Raw genomic sequence first — 15,665 nt, 5'->3', positions numbered from 1 at the left:
CCTCGACCTGCGGCCGGGCGGCGTCGTGCGGCTACACCTCCGGGCGGTCCTCCTCGCGGGGCGGCTCGCCGTCGCGGGACCGTGGCGGCGCGCCGTCGGGCGGCCCGGCCTGGCGGCGGCGCAGGTCGTCCTCGCGGCGGCGCAGGTCCTCCTCCCAGCGGCGGAACAGCTCCCGGTCGTCCTGGCGGGAGCGCTCGGCGATCGACTTCAGGAACTCGGGGTCGTCGTCCGGCGCCACCGGCCGGCGGTCGCGTTCGGAGAACCCGTTCCCCACTGGCCACCGGGTGCGGGCGGGTCGGCCGGCGGCCGGCTCGCGACCGGCCACGAACCAGGCGATCGAGCCGACCAGCGGGAAGAACAGGATGATGAGCACCCAGCCGATCCGGGGCAGGGCGCGGATCTCGCCCTCCTCCGCGGAGAGACAGCTGATCAGGGCGCAGACGGCGAGGACGATCTGCACCACGAAGAGGAGGGCGTAGAGCCGGACCATGCGCCCATCATGGCGCACCGCGCCGACTCACCACAGCCCGCGCAGCACCAGTGCCACGCCGAGCACGGCGAGCGCCGCGGCGCCGAGGGCGGCCAGCGGCAGCGACCGCCCGCCCGTGGGAGCCGGCCCGGTACCGGTGCCCCGCCGCCAGCAGACCGGCAGGACGGCGCCCCAGACGACCAGGGTCACGCCGGCGAGCAGCACCCCGCCGAGGTCACCGGTGAACGCCAGCCGCACGGCGAGGACCGTGACCACCGTCAGTGCGAGCGCCGTCCGCCGCCACGCCAGCCGGGTCCGCTCCGGCTGGAGGCCGGGGTCGCGCGCCGGCCGCGGCGCGGCGGACGGCCCGCTCACCGGCCGCCCAGCGCCCTGAGCAGCACGGCGACCACCAGCAGCAGCGCGCCGAGGCCGACGGTGAGGGCCAGCACGGCGGGGAAGCGGGAGGCGGGCAGTTCCTCGCCGAGCCGGATGGCCCGTTCGGTACGCGCCCAGTGGTCGACGGCGCGGACCGCGACGGCGCCGCCGAGCAGCAGCAACGCGATCGCGATCGCCTCACGCAGGTGGCGCAGCGGCAACGGTGGCAGGAACTGGGCGGCGGCCAACCCGCCGGCCACCAGCGCCAGCCCCGTCCGGAGCCAGGCGAGGAACGTCCGCTCGTTGGCCAGGGAGAACCGGTAGTCGGGGGTGCTGCCGACCGACCGCAGCTCCCGCGGATCGAACCACCGCCTGATCGACTCCCACACGTTGCCGATTATCCGTTGGCCAGCGGTCGTAGCCTGAAGCGATGACGGATCTTGATGCGAGCACCCTGCGCGCCGCGTACGACGCCCAGCTACGTCCGGAGCTGCCCGACCCGCTGCCGCCGGGGGTCACCGTCGAGCGGGACGGACCGCTGTACCGGGTGCTCGGTCTCGACCATCGGGGCTTTCTGACGTACCGCGACCTCGGCGGCCTGTCCGGCGCGGCGCTGGACGAGTTGATCGCCCGCCAGGTCGAGGTGTTCCGGCAGCGGGGCGAGGCCGTCGAGTGGAAGCTCGCCGGCCACGACGAGCCGGCGGACCTGCCCGAGCGTCTGCGCGCCGCCGGCTTCGTCCCCGAGGACCGGGAGACCGTCGTGATCGGGCCGGTGGCGCCGCTGTCGGCCGCGCTCCCGGTGCTGCCCGACGGCGTACGCCTGCGGGAGGTGACCGGCCGCGCGGACCTCGACCGGATCGTGGCGATGGAGGAGGCGGTCTGGGGGGCCGACCGCAGCCACCTCGCGGACGCCCTGGAGCGGGAGATCGCCTCGGACCCACACTCGATCACCGTGGTGGTCGCCGAGGCGGGGGAGACCGTCGTCAGCGCCGGCTGGATCCGCTACGTGGCGGGCACCGGTTTCGCCTCGCTCTGGGGCGGCTCGACCCTGCCGGAGTGGCGGCGGCGGGGCATCTACCGGGCGCTGGTCGTCCATCGAGCCCGGCTGGCCGCGCAGCGGGACCGGACGCTGCTCCAGGTCGACGCCTCCGACGACAGCCGCCCCATCCTGGAGCGGCTCGGCTTCGTCGCCGTCACCACGACCACCCCGTACGTCTACACTCCGTGATCATGGCTGAGGGGTTGACGGACGAGGACCGGCTCGTGCTCAAGACCGCCGCGTTCGGCGCGGTCTTCCTGGTGTCGAACGTCGACCCGGGCATGGTGGCCGTGCTCAAGGAGAGCCTCGCCGCGTCCGGGGCCTTCGCCGGTGCCTCCGGGGTCGTCAAGGAGGCGCTCACGACCGGTCCGCTGCCGCGGCTGCCGCGCGACTCGATCCTCGAGGTGGAGGCGACGGTGCTGCCTGCGCTCGGCCGGGCGGTGCGGATCCTGCGCGAGAAGGCGCCGGAGGACGTGGCCGTCTTCCGCGAGGTGGTGCTGGCCGCCGCCGACCGGGTGGCCCGCGCGCACGCCGGGGTCGCCCCGGAGGAGGCGGCGATGATCGAGCGGATCAGGGCGGCGCTGGCCGAGCCGGCGTGACCGCATGGGCGGGACGCCCGGTGGGCGGGCCCGCCGCGCGGGCGTACGGCGGGAGGGCGGCCGCTACCCGGCGTGCCGTGGCGCCGGTGAGCTGTGTCACGCTGAGTGCCCGGGAGGCCGAAGCTACTGACAGGTAACATGGCGCCCGTGGGCAACTGCACAGCAGCCCGCGGTTGACCGATCGTTAAGTCACGCGGGAGGCTGCGCCCCAGACCGGGCGAGCGATCGCAACACCACACAGGAGGGTCGTCGAAGCGCGATGAACATCGTCGTACTCGTCAAGCAGGTGCCCGACTCGGGCGCGGACCGCAACCTGCGCAGTGACGACAACACCGTCGACCGCGGTTCGGCGAACAACGTCATCAACGAGATGGACGAGTACGCCATCGAGGAGGCGTTGAAGATCAAGGAGGCTCACGGCGGTGAGGTCACCATCCTGACCATGGGTCCGGAGCAGGCGACCGAGTCGATCCGCAAGGCGCTGTCGATGGGCCCGGACAAGGCGGTCCACGTGGTGGACGACGCGCTGCGCGGCTCCTGCGCCGTCGCGACCTCGAAGGTGCTCGCCGCCGCGCTGCGCACTCTGAACGCGGACCTGGTCATCTGCGGCGCCGAGTCGACCGACGGCCGGGTGCAGGTGATGCCGCACATGATCGCCGAGCGGCTGGGTGTGGCGGCGCTCACCGGCGCCCGCAAGCTCACGGTGGACGGCGGCACGCTGACCGTCGAGCGGCAGACCGAGGAGGGCTACGAGGTGGTCACCGCCTCGACCCCGGCCGTGGTCTCCGTGTGGGACACGATCAACGAGCCGCGGTACCCGTCGTTCAAGGGCATCATGGCGGCCAAGAAGAAGCCGGTGCAGACCCTCTCCCTGGGCGACCTCGGCGTCGCACCGGCCGAGGTGGGCTTCGACGGCGCCACCAGCGCCGTGCTGGAGCACAGCAAGCGTCCGCCGCGTTCGGGCGGCGTGAAGGTCACCGACGAGGGCGACGGCGGCGTCAAGCTGGTCGAGTTCCTCGCCACCGAGAAGTTCGTGTGAGAGGTCTGGACATGTCTGAGGTTCTCGTCGTCGTCGAAGCCACCCGCGAGTTCGGCGTCAAGAAGGTCACCCTGGAGATGCTCACCCTCGCCCGCGACCTGGGCACCCCCGCCGCGGTGGTGCTCGGCGGCCCCGGCGCGGCCGAGGCGCTCTCGGCGAAGCTGGGCGAGTACGGGGCGGAGAAGATCTACGCCGCCGAGGGTGAGGAGATCGACGGCTACCTGGTCGCCCCGAAGGCCACCGTGCTGGCCGAGCTGGTCACGCGCGTGCAGCCGGCCGCCGTCCTGCTCGCCTCGTCGCAGGAGGGAAAGGAGATCGCCGCCCGGCTGGCGGTCAAGCTGGACAACGGCATCCTGACCGACGTGGTCGACCTGTCCGCGGACGGCACCGCCACCCAGGTCGCGTTCGCCGGCTCCACCATCGTCAAGTCCAAGGTCACCCGGGGGCTGCCGCTGGTCACGCTCCGGCCGAACTCGGTGAACCCCACCCCGGCCGCCGCGTCCCCGACCGTCGAGCAGCTCACCGTCACCGTGGCCGAGGGCGACAAGCTGGCCAAGGTGGTGGACCGGGTCGCCGAGCAGAAGGGCTCGCGTCCCGAGCTGACCGAGGCGTCGGTGGTCGTGTCCGGTGGCCGTGGCGTCGGCAACGCGGACAACTTCAAGCTCGTCGAGGAGCTGGCCGACCTGCTGGGTGGCGCCGTCGGCGCGTCCCGGGCGGCCGTCGACTCCGGCTTCTACCCGCACCAGTTCCAGGTGGGTCAGACCGGCAAGACCGTCTCCCCGCAGCTCTACATCGCGCTGGGCATCTCCGGGGCCATCCAGCACCGGGCCGGCATGCAGACCTCGAAGACGATCGTCGCGGTGAACAAGGACGCCGAGGCGCCGATCTTCGAGCTGGCCGACTTCGGCGTGGTCGGCGACCTGTTCAAGGTCGTACCCCAGGCCGCCGAGGAGATCCGCAAGCGCAAGTGACCGCCGGTGGCGCCGCCGTCCGGCGCCACCACGGGAGACAGACACCACGAGTGGCCGTCCGGAACGCCGGGCGGCCACTCGCCGTATGCGCCGGTCGGGCTCGGGGGATGGGGAGCTGATCGGCGGGCCGGGGAGCTGAGCCGGCCCGCCGATCAGCCCGTCGAGGTGCCCGGGGCGTGCGGTCGCCGTGCCGGGCAGGCTGGGCTCGGTCCGCGGTGACGCGGACGTCGACACCTGAGTATGCCTGACGTGCACCGTCCGGTGGTGTGCGAGGCACCGATTCCGGGGCACTCGGCGCACACCTCCCGATACCCGGGACGTCGCTGATGAATCGTGCCGCCCGTCCCGGCGCCGGAGGCGGAGGCCCGCCTCCCCCCGCCGGCCGCCCGGCGTACGGCCGTAGGCTGAGCGGTGATGGCATACCTGGATCACGCGGCGACCACTCCGATGCTCGACGAGGCACTGGAGGCGTACGTCGCCACCGCCCGTGAGGTCGGCAACGCGTCCTCGCTGCACGCGGCCGGTCGGCGGGCTCGCCGCCGGGTCGAGGAGTCCCGGGAGCGGGTGGCCGCGGTCCTGGGTGCGCGACCCTCCGAAGTGATCTTCACGGGCGGCGGGACGGAGAGCGACAACCTCGCGGTCAAGGGCATCTTCTGGGCCCGCCGCGCGGCCGGTGGCGACCGTCGCCGGGTGGTCTCCAGCGCCGTGGAGCACCACGCCGTGCTCGACGCCGTGGACTGGCTGGGCCAGCACGAGGGCGCCGAGGTCGGCTGGCTGCCAGTCGACGCGGCCGGCCGGCTCGCCCCGGACGCGCTCCGCGCCGAGCTGGCCGAGCACGGCGACCGGATCGCGCTCGTCACCGCCATGTGGGCCAACAACGAGGTCGGCACCGTGCAGCCGGTCAGCGAACTGGCGGCCGTCGCCGCCGAGTACGGGGTGCCGTTCCACACCGACGCGATCCAGGCGGTCGGCCAGGTGCCCGTCGACTTCGCCGCCAGCGGCGTCGCCGCGCTGACCGTCACCGGGCACAAGCTCGGCGGCCCGGTCGGGGTCGGCGCCCTGCTGCTCGGCCGCGACGTGCCGACGACCCCGCTGCTGCACGGGGGCGGCCAGGAGCGCGACGTCCGCTCCGGCACGCTCGACACCGCCGGCATCGTGGCCTTCGCCGTGGCGGTGGAGACCGCCGTGAAGGGCCAGCAGGAGTACGCGGCCCGGATCGCCGCGCTCCGCGACGACCTGGTCGAGCGGGTCCGTCACGCGGTGCCCGAGGCGATCTACAACGGCGACCCGGTGGACCGGCTGCCCGGCAACGCGCACTTCTCGTTCCCCGGCTGTGAGGGGGACGCCCTGCTGCTGCTCCTCGACGCGCAGGGCATCGCCTGCTCGACCGGCTCCGCCTGCTCCGCCGGGGTGGCCCAACCCTCACACGTCCTGCTCGCGATGGGCGCCGACGACGACCGGGCCCGTTCGTCGCTGCGCTTCACCCTCGGCCACACCTCCACCCGCGAGGACGTGGACGCCCTGGTGGCCGCCCTCCCCGGTGCCGTGGAACGCGCCCGCCGCGCCGCCGCCTACCGCACCCCCCGCTAACCCCCTCCTTCCTCCGCGATCTTGCACTTTGTGCCCCTCGTATGCCCCTTTCGCGGCCTTTGCCGGGGCAGGAAGTGCAAGATCGCGGAGGAGGGAGCGGGGGCGTGGGGGTACGGGGTGGGGGTGGTTAGGGTTGAGGGGCGGAAGGGAGCGGGTCGTGAGGGTGTTGGCGGCGATGTCCGGGGGGGTGGACTCGGCGGTCGCGGCGGCGCGGGCGGTCGACGCCGGCCACGACGTGACCGGGGTGCACCTCGCGCTGGCGCGCAACCCGCAGACGTACCGCACGGGCGCGCGCGGCTGCTGCACACTCGAGGACTCCCGCGACGCCCGCCGTGCGGCCGACGTCATCGGCATCCCGTTCTACGTCTGGGACATGGCCGACCGCTTCCACGCCGACGTGGTGGACGACTTCGTCGCCGAGTACGCGGCCGGTCGTACCCCGAATCCCTGCCTGCGCTGCAACGAGAAGATCAAGTTCGCGGCGGTGCTCGACCGCGCCGTGGCCCTGGGCTTCGACGCCGTGGTCACCGGCCACCACGCCCGGCTCGGCCCCGACGGCCTGCTGCGGCGCAGCGTCGACGTGGCCAAGGACCAGTCGTACGTCCTCGCGGTGCTGACCCGCGAGCAGCTGGACCGGTCGATCTTCCCCCTCGGCGACTCGACGAAGGCACAGGTCCGGGCCGAGGCCGCCCGGCGCGGCCTGGCGGTGGCCGACAAGCCCGACTCGCACGACATCTGCTTCATCGCCGACGGCGACACCCGCGGCTTCCTCGCCCAGCGGCTCGGTGAGCAGCCCGGGGCGGTGGTCGACGCGACCACCGGCGCGGTGGTGGGCAGCCACAGCGGCGCGTACGCCTACACGGTCGGCCAGCGGCGGGGCCTGCACCTGGACCGCCCGGCACCGGACGGCCGGCCCCGGTACGTGCTCTCCATCACCCCGAAGACCAACACCGTGACCGTCGGGCCGGCCGAGGCGCTGGAGGTGTCCCGCGTCCGGGGCGAGCGACCGGTGTGGACCGGCGGTCCGCGGCCGGACGGGCCGGTCGAGTGCGAGGTGCAGCTGCGCGCGCACGGCGACGTGGTGCCCGCCACCGTCGTCATCGACGGGGACGCGCTGCACGCCGAGCTGCGCCGGCCGGTGCGGGGCGTGGCCGCCGGCCAGGCGATCGTCGCCTACCGGCCGGACCCGGCCGGTGACGTGGTGCTCGGCTCCGCCACGATCACCGCCTGAGGCGCGGCCGCCCGGCGTACCGGATACCCTTCGGCCGTGACAGATCAGGCGTGGCCGTGGCCGGCCGGCGCGGCGACCGGCATCGGGTCGCTGCCCGGCACCGACATCGCCGAGGCGCAGCGGATCGTCCTCGGTGAGCTTCCCGCCCTGCCCCACCTGCCGGAGCTTCCCGCCCGTGGTCCGGGCGCCGACCTGATCGGGCGCACCGCCGGTCTGCTGGTCGAGCTCCCCGTCGAGCTGTACGCGGCCCGCTGGCGGATCGCGCCCCGCCCGGGGCGCGACCTGCGCCGGGCCCGGGACCTCATGGAGCGCGACCTCGACCAGCTCGCCGAGCAGGCCGAGGGGTACGCGGGCCCGGTCAAGGTGCAGGCCGGCGGCCCGTTCACCCTGGCCGCCGCCCTGGAGCTGCCGATCGGCGGCCGGGTGCTGCGCGACCCGGGCGCCGTGCGGGACCTGGTCGGCTCCCTCGCCGAGGGGCTGCGCGACCACGTGGCGGCCGTCGTCCGGCGGCTGCCCCGGGCGACGGTGCTGCTGCAACTCGACGAGCCGTCGCTGCCGGCCGTGCTCGCCGGGCGCGTGCCCACCGAGAGTGGGCTCGGCACGTACCCGGCCGCGGAGTCCGGGACCGTGGCGACCCTGCTCCGCTCGCTGGTCGAGGGGGTCGGCGTGCCGACGGTGGTGCACTGCTGCGCGCCGGACGTCCCGGTGCAGTTGATCCGCTCCACCGGCGCCGTCGGTGTCGCCCTCGACCTGTCGCTCGTCACCGACCTGGACCCGCTCGGCGAGGTGCTCGACGCCGGGCTGGGGCTGCTCGCCGGCGCCGCGCCCACCCGGCCGCCGTCGGCCGGTCGCGCACCGACGTCCGCCGAGGTGGCCGACCGGGTACGCACGCTGTGGGACCGCCTCAGCTTCCCCCGCGCCCGGCTGGCCGAGCAGGTCGTGGTCACCCCGGCCTGCGGCCTGGCCGGGGCCACTCCGGAGTACGCCCGGGCCGTGCTGGCGGCGTGCCGCGACGCCGGGCGGCGGCTCGCCGAGGAGTGAGGTTTCCTGTCGTACGTCGGGGGCACGATGACCGGCATGATTGGACAGCTGCGTTCTGTGGTGATCGACTGCCCCGATCCGCGCGGGCTCGCCGGCTTCTACGCGGAGCTGCTCGGCCTCCCGCTGATCGAGGACAACTCCGACGGTGACGACTGGGTGGTGCTGGGAGGCCCGCCCGGGCACCTGCCGCGACTCGCCTTCCAGAAGGCGCCCGACCTGCGTGCTCCCGACTGGCCCGACCCGGAGCGGCCCCAGCAGTTCCACATCGACGTGACGGTGGACGACATCGAGGCCGCGGAGAAGGCGGCGCTGGCCCTCGGCGCGCGCCGGCTGCCCGGTGAGGGGGACGGCTTCCGGGTCTACGCCGACCCGGCCGGCCATCCGTTCTGCCTCTGCTGGGACTGACGCGGGCTCCGCCGACCGGCCCGGCGGCCGAAGCGCGCGCCGGCCGGCGCGGCGTGGCGCGCCCGCCCGGGGTGTGGTGGACCGACCCGGGCGGCGTGGCGTGGTGTGCGCCGGGCCGGCATGATCGGGGCCGTGACCGACCCCTCGCCACGCCGTGCCTCCGGTTCCCTCTTCGGCCTCGCCTACGGTGACGCCCTGGGCAAACCGACCGAGTTCCTCACCGTCGCCGAGATCGTCGGGCGGTACGGCCCGGCCGGTCCCCGGGAGCTGGCGGGCGACCCGGCGCTGGTCACCGACGACACGCAGATGGCGCTGGCCGTCGCCTGGGCGCTGCACGACGCGCCCGATCACACACCCGCGGCGGTCGAGCCACTGCTGCGCCGGCGCTTCGTCGAGTGGTCGGTCAGCCCCGACAACGACCGCGCGCCGGGGGTGACCTGCCTGCGGGCCTGCGCCGAGCTGGCCCGGGGCACCCGTTGGCAGGAGGCGACGGTCGCCGGCTCGAAGGGCTGCGGTGCCAACATGCGGGTCACCCCGGTCGGGCTGCTCGACGTCGACCTCGACACGCTCGCCGGGCTGGCCCAGCTCCAGGCGGGTCTGACCCACGGGCACCCGACGGGCCTGGCGGCCAGCGAGCTGACCGCGTACGCCGTCCGGCTCCTGCGCGACGGCGCGGCCCTGGCCGACCTGCCCGGACTGCTCACCGACCGGGCCCGCGAGCAGCGCACCACCTACCGGGGCGACTGGCTGGGCGACCTGTGGCAGCGTCCCGGCGCGACGAGCCCCGAGGACTTCATCGCCCGGGGCTGGGACGAGTGCCTCGACGCCCTCGGCCGCCTCGACGCGGCGCTGGCCGGGCCCGACGACGCCGGCGACCCGTGCCGGCTCACCGGCGAGGGCTGGATCGCCGAGGAGGCGCTGGCCACCGCGCTGCTCTGCGCGCTGTGGCACGCCGACGACCCGGTCGGCGCGCTGGCCCGCGGCGCCACCACGGCCGGCGACTCCGACTCCATCGCGGCCCTCGCGGGCGCCTTCGTCGGCGCCGCGTACGGCATGTCCGCGTGGCCGGACGGGTGGTCCGACCGGATCGAGTACGCCGACCAGCTCACCGCCCTCGCCGCCCGCCACGACTGACCCGCGGACCCGGCACCGGCTCGACGCGACGTTCCGCCGACCCGCCGGCACGGGCGGGTGGTCGTACCGGCCGACAGGGCGCATGCTGGTGCGGCGACGCAGGTCAGGCGGGTGCGCGGGACGCTTGTCACCCCCGCCCGCTACGGTGCGGGAGTAGCACGATCACGGGAGGTCGACAGCGGTGTCGGAGGAAGCGGTACCCCAGGAGGTCAGCCCCGCCCAGGAGGCGGCGGCGGGCGCCGAGCCGACCCCGGAGGCGCGGGAGCGGCACGCGACGCTGAGCCAGGAGCTCACCGAACACCAGTACCGCTACTACGTGCTCGACGCGCCGACCATCTCCGACGCCGAGTTCGACAAGCTGCTGCGCGAGTTGGAGGCGCTGGAGGAGGAGTTCCCGGCCCTGCGGACGCCCGACTCGCCCACCCAGCGGGTCGGCGGCACGTTCTCCACCGAGTTCACGCCCGTGCAGCACGCGGAGCGGATGCTCTCGCTCGACAACGCGTTCGCCGACGAGGAGCTGGCCGCCTGGGCGGAGCGGGTCGAGCGCGACGCCGGCGGGCCCGTTCCCTACCTGTGCGAGCTGAAGGTCGACGGCCTGGCCATCAACCTGACCTACGAGAAGGGCCGGCTCGTGCGGGCCGCGACCCGTGGCGACGGGCGCACCGGGGAGGACGTCACCGCCAACGTGCGCAGCATCCGGGACGTGCCGGCCCGGCTCACCCCCTCCGACGAGTTCCCCGACGTGCCGGAGTTCCTGGAGGTGCGGGGCGAGATCTACTTCCCGGTGGCCGCGTTCGCCGACCTCAACGCCGGCCTCGTCGAGCAGGGCAAGGCCCCGTTCGCCAACCCGCGCAACGCCGCCGCCGGCAGCCTCCGCCAGAAGGACCCGCGGATCACGGCGTCGCGTCCGCTGCGGCTCGTGGTGCACGGCATCGGCGCGCGGCGCGGGTTCCAGCCGGCGGCGCAGTCCGAGTCGTACGCGGCGCTGAAGGCGTGGGGCCTGCCGACCAGCGACCGTTGGCGGGTCGTGCCCGACCTGGCCGGCGTCGCCGAGTACATCGCCTACTACGCCGAGCACCGGCACGACGTCGAGCACGAGATCGACGGCGTGGTGGTCAAGGTCGACCCGGTCTCGATCCAGGGCCGCCTCGGCTCCACGAGCCGTGCGCCCCGCTGGGCCATCGCCTTCAAGTACCCGCCGGAGGAGGTGACCACCAAGCTGCTCGACATCGACGTCAACGTCGGGCGGACGGGGCGGGTCACCCCGTTCGCCGTGCTCGAACCGGTCCGGGTGGCCGGCTCCACGGTCGCCCTGGCCACGCTGCACAACGCCCGGGAGGTCGAGCGCAAGGGCGTGCTGATCGGCGACACGGTGGTCATCCGCAAGGCCGGCGACGTCATCCCCGAGGTGCTCGGTCCGGTGGTCGACCTGCGCCCCGCCGACGCCCGGCCCTTCGTCATGCCGACCACGTGCCCCGCCTGCGGCACCCCGCTCGCCCCCGCCAAGGAGGGCGACATCGACATCCGCTGCCCCAACACGCGCAGCTGCCCCGCCCAGCTGCGCGAGCGGGTCTTCCACCTCGCCGGTCGGGGCGCGTTCGACATCGAGGTGCTGGGCTACAAGGGCGCGGCGGCCCTGCTCGACGCGGAGATCATCCGCGACGAGGGCGACCTCTTCCAGCTCGACGCCGAGCAGCTGTCCCGGTCCCCGTTCTTCGTGAACAAGGACGGCAGCCTGGGCAGCAACGCCGTCAAGCTGCTGGACAACCTGGCCGTCGCCAAGGAGCGCGACCTCTGGCGCGTCCTCGTGGCCCTCTCGATCCGGCACGTCGGCCCGACCGCCGCCCAGGCACTCGCCCGGCACTTCCGCTCCATCGAGGCCATCGACAAGGCCAGCCAGGAGGAGCTGTCCTCGGTCGACGGGGTCGGCCCGACCATCGCGGCCAGCATCCGCGAGTGGTTCGCCGTGGACTGGCACCGCGAGGTGGTCCGCAAGTGGGCCGAGGCCGGCGTACGCATGGCCGAGGAGGCGGGTGACGAGGGCCCCCGGCCGCTGGACGGGGTCACGGTCGTGGTCACCGGCACCCTGGCCGGGTTCTCCCGGGACCAGGCGGCCGAGGCGGTGCAGAGCCGGGGCGGCAAGGTCAGCGGTTCCGTCTCGAAGAAGACGACGTTCGTGGTCGTGGGCGAGAACCCGGGCTCCAAGGCCGACAAGGCGGCCAGTCTCAAGGTGCCGGTCCTCGACGAGGACGGCTTCCGCGTGCTGCTCGACGCCGGGCCCGACGCCGCCCGCGAGGTGGCCCGCGTCGAGGGCTGAGGTCCGGCAGGCCCCGTGTGGGAGGGCTGGGCGCGTATACCAAGTTAATTACGACTACGACCGATTCGTGACTGTCATACCGGGAAAGCCGGCACCGAGGGCGTTTCATTGGTGCACGGCGTGTGAACGCGCACGCCGACCGTTGTCCGGGAGGTGTGATGGAGGTCGCCGACCCGCGCAACGTCGTCCCGCCGGGCCGGGTGGCGCCGTTCAGCGCCTTCATCGCCACCGTCCTGGCCCTGGCGGTGCTCGTCGCCGCCGGTCCACTGGCGACGCTGCCGGATCAGCTGCCACGGCTGCCGGTGGCGTTCTGGACGATGGCGGCGCTCGCCGTCGTGTGCGACGCCCGCCCCTTCGTGCCGCCGGGCCGGCGCCAGTCCTCGGCCGTCTTCCCGTCCACCTGCTTCACCTTCGCGATCCTGCTCGGCTGGGGGCTGGGCCCGGCCGTGGCCGTGCAGGCGGTGGCCGTCGTCGTCTCCGGCTGGCGGCTGCGCCACGCCGCCTGGCGGACGGCGTTCAACGTCGGCCAGTACGCCTGCGCCCTCGCCGCCGCGTACGGGATCACCCGGCTCGGCCCGGGCACCGTCTTCTCCGGCGGCACCCTGCACGGGGCGGACGTGCTGGCCGTCGGCGGCGCCACGGTCGTCTGGTTCCTGGTCAACTACGTGCTGGTCAGCGCCGCCGTACGGCTGCGTTTCGGTGACCGGTGGTGGCCGACCTTCCGGCAGGGGCTCGGCTTCGAGCTGCTCTCCACCGGGTCGCTGCTCCTGCTCGCCCCGGTGCTGATCGCCGCGGCCCGCGCCAGCGCCGCGCTGATCCCGCTCGTGCTGGTGCCGTTGTTCGCCGTCTACCGGATGGCGCGGCTCAGCGTCGAGCAGCAGCAGTTGGCGTCCCTGGATCCGCTCACCGGCCTGCCCAACCGCAAGGCGCTGCTCGCCGAGGTCGCCGAGCAGGTGCACCTGCACGCCGAACGGTCCGCCCGGGGCGAGCCCGACGGACACCTCGCGCTGCTGCTCATCGACCTGGACCGGTTCAAGAACGTCAACGACGCGCTCGGCCACGCGGTGGGGGACCGGCTCCTGGTGGAGGTCAGCCACCGGCTCACCGCGCTGGTCGACGGCCGCGACATGGTGGCCCGCCTCGGCGGGGACGAGTTCGCCATCGTGATGACCGGCCTGACCGACGTCGACGAGGCGCGTGAGCTGGCCGACCGCGTGGTCCGTACGCTCGCCGAGCCGGTGCCGCTGGACGGCCTGCCCCTGGACGTGGGCGGGTCGATCGGCATCGCGCTCTTCCCGGAGCACGGCGAGGACTTCGCCACCCTGATGCGCCACGCGGACGTCGCCATGTACGACGCCAAGCACCGCAACGACACGGTGGCCGTCTACACGGCCGAGTCCGACCACAACTCGGCCGAGCGGCTCGGCCTCCTGGCCGATCTGCGCCGGGTGCTCGAAGCCGGCGCCACCGTCGACGACCACCTCCCGCCGGGCGCCGCCCGAGCTGAGGCGGGGGAGCCGGACATCGCTGCGGGTGGGGCACGCGGCGGGGACGGGGCGGCCCTCGCCGCCCCCGGCGACGGTCCGGCCCTGCCCGAACGTGGCAATGGCGCGCCCCTCGCCGCCCCTGGCGACGGCGCGTTCCCCGGCGAGAGCGGCAATGGCGCGGCCCTCCGCGAATCCGGCGACGGCGCGGCTCTCGGCGGACCCGGTGACGGGGCGGCCCGCGCCTCCGGCGCCGCCGGCACGGCCCGCGCCTCCGGCGTGGCGGGCGGACCCGTCGGGCGGTGGTGGTCGCGCCGTCGCGGGAGCCGCCGCGAGGTGATGCCCGACGACGAACTGATCAGCCGGATCGTGAGCGGCGCCGACCCGATCCGTGGCCGCGCCGGCCGCTCCGTCCCGGCCGTGGTCGACCGTGGTCCGGTCGTCGGGCGCAGGACGGCGAACGGGCGTGCCCCGGCCGCCCCGACTGGCGCCGGCGTGGCGCCCGGCCCCGACGAGCGGGTGGCGCGGGAGACCGACGCGCCGGCCGACCGGTCGGCCGGCGCGACCGCCGTTCCCGACCGGTCGGCCCGCGCGACCGCCGTTCCCGACCGGCCTGCCCGTGTGGCCGGCGGCGGCGAGCAGCCGGCCGACCGGCCCGGGGGCTTCCGCCGGACGCGGGACCGGTCCGCCGCGCGGGACGTGGACGCCGATCCGGCCGTCGACGTCGGCGAGATCACCATGTACTACCAGCCGCAGATCGCCATCGCCACGGGCGAGGTGGTGGGCGTCGAGGCGCTGCTGCGCTGGCGGCACCCGCGGCGGGGGATGGTCGATCCCGAGGAGCTGATCCGGGTCGCCGAGCAGAGCGCGGTGATGCGGCTGCTCACCCGGCGGGTGGTCGACGACGTCGTGGAGCAGCTCGCCAAGTGGTCGGCCGCCGGCATCGGGCTGCGGGCGGCCCTCAACGTGAGCGTCCGCGACCTGCACACCGGGGAGATCGCCGACCAGATCGCGGACCGGCTGGCGCGGTACGGCGTACCGCCGGAACGGCTGCAACTGGAGATCACCGAGGGGGCCCTCATGGCCGACCCCCGGCGGGTGCTCGCCACCATCTCGCGGCTGCACCGCATCGGGGTGGCCATCGCCCTGGATGACTTCGGGACCGGGTACTCCTCGTTGCAGCACCTCCGCCGGCTGCCGCTCTCCGAGGTCAAGGTGGACCGCAGCTTCGTCCTCGGGATGGCGGACGACGCCGACGACGCGGCGATCGTCCGTTCCATGATCGAGTTGGCGGGCGCGCTCGGCCTGCGGGTGGTCGCCGAGGGCGTGGAGGACGAACGGACCTGGCGGATGCTGTACGCGGCGGGCTGCGACGCCGCCCAGGGCTGGTTCTACGCGCGGCCGATGCCGGCGGAGGAACTGGTGGCGTGGCTGGCCCGGTACCGTCCCGTCCGCCCCACCGGAGGCCCCGGCCCGGACACCGGCCGTCGGCACACCCGCTGACGGTTCGGAACGCGCCGCGGGGCGGAGGGGGAGTCGGGGGCGCCGCGCCGGCGCGGAACAATAGACTCGCTCCGGTCACCGCGCGTCACTCCGGATCCGACGCGCGGTCGGCACACCGGCCGGACACGAGGACCGTCACGAAGGGGGCACCGATGGCCGCCATCTCCCGCGAGGAGGTCGCGCACCTCGCGCGCCTGTCGCGGCTCGCCGTCACCGAGGAGGAGCTGGACACGTTCGCCGGCCAGCTCGACGTGATCCTCCAGGCGGTCGCCCAGGTCGGCAAGGTCGCCGCCGCGGACATCCCGCCGACCTCGCACTCGGTGCCGCTCACGAACGTCCTCCGCGAGGACGTCGAGACGCCGTGCCTGACCCCCGAGGAGGCGCTGTCGGGCGCGCCCGACGCCGAGCAGCAGCGGTTCCGCGTCCCCCGGATCCTGAACGAGGACCTGGCGTCGTGAGCGGGCGGAC

The 15,665-nt window shown here is 74.7% G+C and carries 15 protein-coding genes; 12 read left to right on the top strand and 3 right to left on the bottom strand.

Annotated features, from left to right (window positions below; translation table 11 throughout):
- Positions 1-31: 31 nt before the first annotated feature.
- The 3 genes from OG994_RS18430 to OG994_RS18420 are packed head-to-tail and all read right to left on the bottom strand — an operon-like array spanning position 32 to position 1,233.
- Positions 32-490, bottom strand: coding sequence for a PLD nuclease N-terminal domain-containing protein (locus OG994_RS18430; protein WP_120328603.1), 459 nt, complete (start codon positions 488-490; stop codon positions 32-34).
- Between the two features lie 27 nt (positions 491-517).
- Entirely contained in the window at positions 518-844 is a 327-nt protein-coding gene (locus OG994_RS18425; protein ID WP_120328602.1) for a DUF202 domain-containing protein, read from the bottom strand.
- The gene (locus tag OG994_RS18420) at positions 841-1,233 is read right to left on the bottom strand and encodes a YidH family protein (protein ID WP_120328601.1); all 393 of its coding nucleotides are present in this window, start codon (positions 1,231-1,233) and stop codon (positions 841-843) included. Before OG994_RS18420 ends, OG994_RS18425 begins: the two co-directional genes overlap by 4 nt.
- A gap of 41 nt (positions 1,234-1,274) precedes the next feature.
- Between OG994_RS18420 and OG994_RS18415 the strand changes: the two genes are divergently transcribed.
- The 12 genes from OG994_RS18415 to gatC all read left to right on the top strand — a co-directional run bounded on the left by OG994_RS18415 (position 1,275) and on the right by gatC (position 15,655).
- On the top strand, positions 1,275-2,072 hold the full coding sequence (locus OG994_RS18415) for a GNAT family N-acetyltransferase (protein WP_120328600.1): 798 nt from the start codon (positions 1,275-1,277) through the stop codon (positions 2,070-2,072).
- A 2-nt stretch (positions 2,073-2,074) separates the two neighbouring features.
- Positions 2,075-2,482, top strand: a complete 408-nt coding sequence (locus OG994_RS18410; RefSeq protein ID WP_120328658.1) for a hypothetical protein — start codon at positions 2,075-2,077, stop codon at positions 2,480-2,482.
- 259 nt (positions 2,483-2,741) lie between these two features.
- Positions 2,742-3,521 (top strand): electron transfer flavoprotein subunit beta/FixA family protein, encoded by a 780-nt coding sequence (locus OG994_RS18405; protein ID WP_120328599.1) that lies wholly within the window; start codon positions 2,742-2,744, stop codon positions 3,519-3,521.
- Positions 3,522-3,532: 11 nt separating this feature from the next.
- A complete protein-coding gene (locus tag OG994_RS18400; RefSeq protein ID WP_120328598.1) occupies positions 3,533-4,492 on the top strand; it encodes an electron transfer flavoprotein subunit alpha/FixB family protein in 960 nt (319 codons plus the stop codon).
- Positions 4,493-4,906: 414 nt separating this feature from the next.
- Entirely contained in the window at positions 4,907-6,082 is a 1,176-nt protein-coding gene (locus OG994_RS18395; RefSeq protein ID WP_328850435.1) for a cysteine desulfurase family protein, read from the top strand.
- Between the two features lie 157 nt (positions 6,083-6,239).
- Positions 6,240-7,313, top strand: coding sequence for a tRNA 2-thiouridine(34) synthase MnmA (gene mnmA, locus OG994_RS18390; RefSeq protein ID WP_120328596.1), 1,074 nt, complete (start codon positions 6,240-6,242; stop codon positions 7,311-7,313).
- Positions 7,314-7,349: 36 nt separating this feature from the next.
- A complete protein-coding gene (locus tag OG994_RS18385) occupies positions 7,350-8,354 on the top strand; it encodes a methionine synthase (RefSeq protein ID WP_120328595.1) in 1,005 nt (334 codons plus the stop codon).
- 36 nt (positions 8,355-8,390) lie between these two features.
- Positions 8,391-8,759: a VOC family protein gene (locus OG994_RS18380; RefSeq protein ID WP_192902127.1), complete on the top strand. Its 369-nt coding sequence runs from the start codon at positions 8,391-8,393 to the stop codon at positions 8,757-8,759.
- A 120-nt stretch (positions 8,760-8,879) separates the two neighbouring features.
- Complete coding sequence (locus OG994_RS18375; protein WP_328850434.1) at positions 8,880-9,893, top strand: ADP-ribosylglycohydrolase family protein; 1,014 nt, start codon at positions 8,880-8,882, stop codon at positions 9,891-9,893.
- A 181-nt stretch (positions 9,894-10,074) separates the two neighbouring features.
- Complete coding sequence (gene ligA / locus OG994_RS18370; RefSeq protein ID WP_328850433.1) at positions 10,075-12,210, top strand: NAD-dependent DNA ligase LigA; 2,136 nt, start codon at positions 10,075-10,077, stop codon at positions 12,208-12,210.
- A gap of 158 nt (positions 12,211-12,368) precedes the next feature.
- Positions 12,369-15,197: an EAL domain-containing protein gene (locus OG994_RS18365; protein WP_120328592.1), complete on the top strand. Its 2,829-nt coding sequence runs from the start codon at positions 12,369-12,371 to the stop codon at positions 15,195-15,197.
- Between the two features lie 152 nt (positions 15,198-15,349).
- Entirely contained in the window at positions 15,350-15,655 is a 306-nt protein-coding gene (gene gatC, locus OG994_RS18360; RefSeq protein ID WP_120328591.1) for an Asp-tRNA(Asn)/Glu-tRNA(Gln) amidotransferase subunit GatC, read from the top strand.
- Positions 15,656-15,665: the final 10 nt, after the last annotated feature.

The sequence above is a fragment of the Micromonospora globbae genome, assembly GCF_036184225.1.
In the GTDB taxonomy this organism is placed as follows: domain Bacteria; phylum Actinomycetota; class Actinomycetes; order Mycobacteriales; family Micromonosporaceae; genus Micromonospora; species Micromonospora globbae.
Note: the sequence above shows the minus strand (reverse complement) of the source record. Positions and strands in the feature narration are given on the sequence as shown.